Below are 4,025 nucleotides of genomic sequence, written 5' to 3' on the forward strand. Positions count from 1 at the left end.
GATGTGCCGGCGCACGGCCCGCGCCAGCACAATTTCCTCCAGGTCCCGTCCTTTGCGCACGAGATCCTCCACCGTGTCTCAATGCCCGACCCGGATCACGTCTTGCTCGATGATCGGCCCCTCGTCCAAATCTTTGGTCGCGTAGTGGGCCGTGGCTCCGATGATTTTGACGCCGCGGTCGTACGCCTGCCGGTAGGGATTCGCTCCAATAAAGGCCGGAAGAAAGGAATGGTGGATGTTGATGACCGGACAGCCGACGCGGGATAGAAAGTCTGCGCTGAGAATCTGCATGTAACGAGCCATGACGATGAGCTCCACCCGGTGCTCTTTTAGGAGCGTTAAAACCTGCTGCTCCTGTTGGGGCTTCGTCTCCTTCGTGACTGGATAGATCGTGAAGGGAATCTTGAAGAGATCAGCCCAGCTTGCGCAGGTGTCGTGGTTCGAGACGATGACGGGAATATCGATATGCAGTTCGCCTCGGCGGTGCCGCTGGAGGAGATCTGCCAGGCAGTGATCTTGCTTCGAGACCAGTAAGCCGGCGCGGGTTCGTCGATTGGACGGATGTACTTCGTAGTGCATCTCATACACTTTCGCGATCGGGGCAAAGGCTGCCGGAATGTCGTCGGAAGGAATTTGTAATCCCTCCGTGGCGAACTCCATCCGCATGAGAAAATCGTTTGTCTCTTCGTCGGTATGATAATCAGAGTCGAGAATGTTTCCGCCGAAGTCATGGATGAACCCAGACACTCGCGCAACGATCCCTTTACGATCCTTGCAATGGATCAACAGGACAATGGAGTCTTTCCTCTGAATCGTCATCGGTCTTCAGCCCGTGAGGTGGTCGTTTTCAGTGTCGCAGAACGGAGTAAAGGAACAATCAGGACAGAGATTGTCCGACGATGCGCCCAACGAGATCATAGGCGGCGGCATCGGTGATTTCGACGGTGCAGAAATCACCAGGTTTGGGAGCCGACTTGTTCGAACCGGGACGGCGTACCTGAGCGTTCGAGGTCGAATCTTCATCGATAGAGACCACCCCGTCGATTTCAGGAGCGAGCCCTTCATGACGCCCTTCCAGGACGCCGTTGGTTTCCGCGGACCATCCGTCGATGAGCACGTCAAGAATGGAGCCGATCTTGGCTCTCCCTTTGGCGGACATGATCGATTCCTGAACCGAGAGGACGGCGTTCCGGCGTTCCTCCATAACCTCCCGCTCGACTTTTTCGCCCAAATCGGCTGCCGGAGTTTCCTCCTCATCCGAATAAAGGAACACCGCGACTCGGTCGAATTCAGCTTGCTCCACATAGTCACGCAGTTCGGTAAAGGCGGCATCGGTTTCGCCCGGGAAACCGACGATGAAGGCGGTCCGAAAGGTGACGTTGGGAATGCGTGTTCGGATACGATCGACCAGCGCTTCAATGGCGGCTCGATTACCCAGCCGATGCATGCGGTTGAGCATTCGGTCATTGATGTGCTGAAGCGGCATGTCGATATACTTCGTGATCTTTGCTTCCCCGGCATAAAGGTCGAGCAGCTCGTCCGTGACTTGCTGCGGGTAAAGGTAAAACGGCCGGATCCACCGGAGGCCATCGACTTTGACCAACTCGCGAAGTAGTCGGACCAAGCCCTGACGTAGCCCGAGATCGACTCCATAATTGATGGTATCTTGCGAGATCAGGCTTATCTCTCTGACGCCTTCTTCAGCCAGTCGGCGCGCCTCAGCAACAATGGATTCGACCGGGCGGCTCCGCTGCTTGCCACGCATCAGCGGAATGGCGCAAAACGTACAGTTGCGGTTACACCCCTCAGCAATTTTCACATAGGCGCTATGCTGCTTGCCGAGCCTCAGACGCGGTGCCAATTCGTCATAAAGGTAGGGCGGCTGACTGATCCAGAGACGGCGATGCCGCTTTTTAGGAGCCAGCAGGTCTCTGCAAATCTCCCCGATCTTGCCGAACTCACCGGTACCGACCACCGCGTCCAATTCCGGCAGTTCCTTGAGCAAATCGCCTTGATAACGCTGAGCCAGGCACCCCGCCGCGATGAGCACACGGCAAGTTCCTGTCTTCTTCAGATGCCCATGTTCGAGGATGGTGTTGATCGATTCCTCTTTGGCCTCTTCGATGAAGCCGCAGGTGTTGACGATGACCACGTCGGCTTGTTGCGGGTCACTGGTCAATTGAAACCCCTCGGTCACGAGGGTGCCGAGCATGATTTCCGAATCAACCTGGTTCTTTGAGCAGCCAAGATTGACAAACCCGATCGTCGTCTTCGCTCGGAGCGTTTTATGGGGAGACTGGTCCCCGCTTTCCGGCGCGACCGCCGTGGATTTGAGGCGCCGTGGAATGATCAGTGGCTGAGACATGGCAGGCAGTCTACGGGAGGGTCAAAAAGTCTGTCAATGAGACCCTTGGAGACCCTTGCAGAGGCCGTTCACTTCGCCTACAGTGCCCGCATGATTCGCACGTTTCAAGGCATCAAGCCGACCGTCCCGAAGTCATGCTTCATCGAAGAGACCGCGGTCGTGATCGGCGATGTCGTAATGGGCGACCATTGCAGCGTCTGGTTCAACGCCGTGATCCGGGGCGATGTGAACTACATCCGGATCGGAGAACGGACGAATGTCCAGGACCTCTGCATGCTCCATGTGACTCACGATACCCATCCGCTCATCATCGGCAATGACGTCACGATCGGCCATCACGTGGTGTTGCACGGGTGTACGATTCAGGATCGCGTGTTAGTGGGTATGGGCTCCATCATCATGGATGGCGCGGTGATCGGGCAGGATTCCGTGGTAGGAGCCGGAGCGTTGGTCGTCGAAGGTACGGTCGTGCCGCCGAAAAGCCTCATCCTTGGATCGCCGGCCAAAATCAAGCGGCCGGTGACGGACGAGGAGTTGGCCTGGCTTAAGAAATCGGCGGAGAACTATGTGAAGTACGCGAGGCAGTACATGGACGATACGGCCAAGAAAACGGGTTTTGAGCTCTGACAGATCGCAGGTTTCGCTTCCCCTACGCCCACCTCACTTCCCAACCGTGATGAAACAGATCGGATCACCGACGAGCGCGGTGGGATACTGTTTTTGTTCAACACGATACGGAACCTTGTGTCGATGACACCAGTCGGCAATCCAAATGACTTCCTCGGTCGAAGTCGTCACAAGGCCCGGCAGCCTTAGCTTTGGCATGCAGCGGTTGACGATCGCCTGTACCGTCCGCCGGTCCTTCTGAAATGAAACAGGATCGAAGGTCACCGGATCAGCCCGTCCGTACGACAAGGGTGACAGATGAGGAAACCGTTCCGGATCATTCAGCACGCTGACCATCCAGATATGGTCGAACCGGCCTTGTGCCGAGGAGGCATCGAGGGCTAGAAACTTGATCGGCAGACCGCGACAAGCACGATTGAGGATCCCTACTTCAGACCGCCGGAGATTATAGGGCTCAACGTGGCGTTGGAGCTCGATCGCCTCTGCTATTAATGCCGGCAGCTCCGTCACACCGGCTCCTACATACAAACTTCGCCCGCCGGGCGACAACTTCCGTATGAGGGCGTCTGCCGCTTTGCTGCCCAGGCGACGACAGGGTTCCCGCTTCTTCCGCCAAAACTCATCGCCGCCTTCGTAGCAGTAGACGGATTCCAAACGCTTGTAGTCGAGGCGATTAAACACCTGAGCGATAGCTCGCCGAGTTGAACCAGAAAGGCAGTCTCCCATGGACGGGCAGTTATGGCACAAAGGCTTGTAAAAAATCGATATCGTGCTCCACGTAGTACACGTCACCCTGCGGAATTTTGATCCAGTCCCTGATCATGACGTAGGCTATTCCGAGGCCCAGGAGAGGACCCACGGTACTGAGCAGGGCCAGGACAATGCGCAGGAACGTCCGGAGCCGCATGAACCACAGGGCCATACCCTGTAACTCTAGCAGACGGTGCCGAAAGTGAGCTTAAAAGCATCGAAAAGGATAGATCGCGAAGTCCCTGAAACAGTCGTAAGGTATTGTTTAAAAATTGAGAAGCTC

At 56.3% G+C, this 4,025-nt stretch carries 4 protein-coding genes and 1 pseudogene; 1 reads left to right on the plus strand and 4 read right to left on the minus strand.

Going from position 1 to position 4,025, the window contains the following annotated elements; all coding sequences use genetic code 11:
- Both purU and rimO read right to left on the minus strand, forming a co-directional pair.
- Positions 1-819 (minus strand): annotated as a pseudogene (purU, locus tag ACOSYY_RS17555) (formyltetrahydrofolate deformylase); the annotation flags it as partial.
- A 58-nt stretch (positions 820-877) separates the two neighbouring features.
- Positions 878-2,365 carry a 30S ribosomal protein S12 methylthiotransferase RimO gene (rimO, locus tag ACOSYY_RS17560; protein WP_421664128.1) on the minus strand — a complete coding sequence of 496 codons (1,488 nt, stop codon included), beginning with the start codon at positions 2,363-2,365 and terminating at the stop codon, positions 878-880.
- Between the two features lie 90 nt (positions 2,366-2,455).
- On the opposite strand from rimO, the gene ACOSYY_RS17565 reads away from it, so the two are divergent.
- Entirely contained in the window at positions 2,456-2,992 is a 537-nt protein-coding gene (locus ACOSYY_RS17565) for a gamma carbonic anhydrase family protein (protein WP_421664131.1), read from the plus strand.
- Positions 2,993-3,025: 33 nt separating this feature from the next.
- Here ACOSYY_RS17565 and ACOSYY_RS17570 read toward each other — a convergent pair whose 3' ends face one another.
- Positions 3,026-3,673 carry a hypothetical protein gene (locus ACOSYY_RS17570; RefSeq protein ID WP_421664129.1) on the minus strand — a complete coding sequence of 216 codons (648 nt, stop codon included), beginning with the start codon at positions 3,671-3,673 and terminating at the stop codon, positions 3,026-3,028.
- Between the two features lie 55 nt (positions 3,674-3,728).
- Positions 3,729-3,914 (minus strand): hypothetical protein, encoded by a 186-nt coding sequence (locus tag ACOSYY_RS17575; protein WP_421664130.1) that lies wholly within the window; start codon positions 3,912-3,914, stop codon positions 3,729-3,731.
- Positions 3,915-4,025 lie beyond the last annotated feature (111 nt).

It is taken from the genome of Nitrospira sp. BLG_2 (genome assembly GCF_049222245.1).

Bases quoted from the DNA above. Each gene is read 5' to 3' on its own strand.
- ACOSYY_RS17575 (WP_421664130.1), bottom strand. From the start codon at position 3,914: ATGGCCCTGTGGTTCATGCGGCTCCGGACGTTCCTGCGCATTGTCCTG.
- ACOSYY_RS17565 (WP_421664131.1), top strand. From the start codon at position 2,456: ATGATTCGCACGTTTCAAGGCATCAAGCCGACCGTCCCGAAGTCATGC.
- rimO (WP_421664128.1), bottom strand. From the start codon at position 2,365: ATGTCTCAGCCACTGATCATTCCACGGCGCCTCAAATCCACGGCGGTC.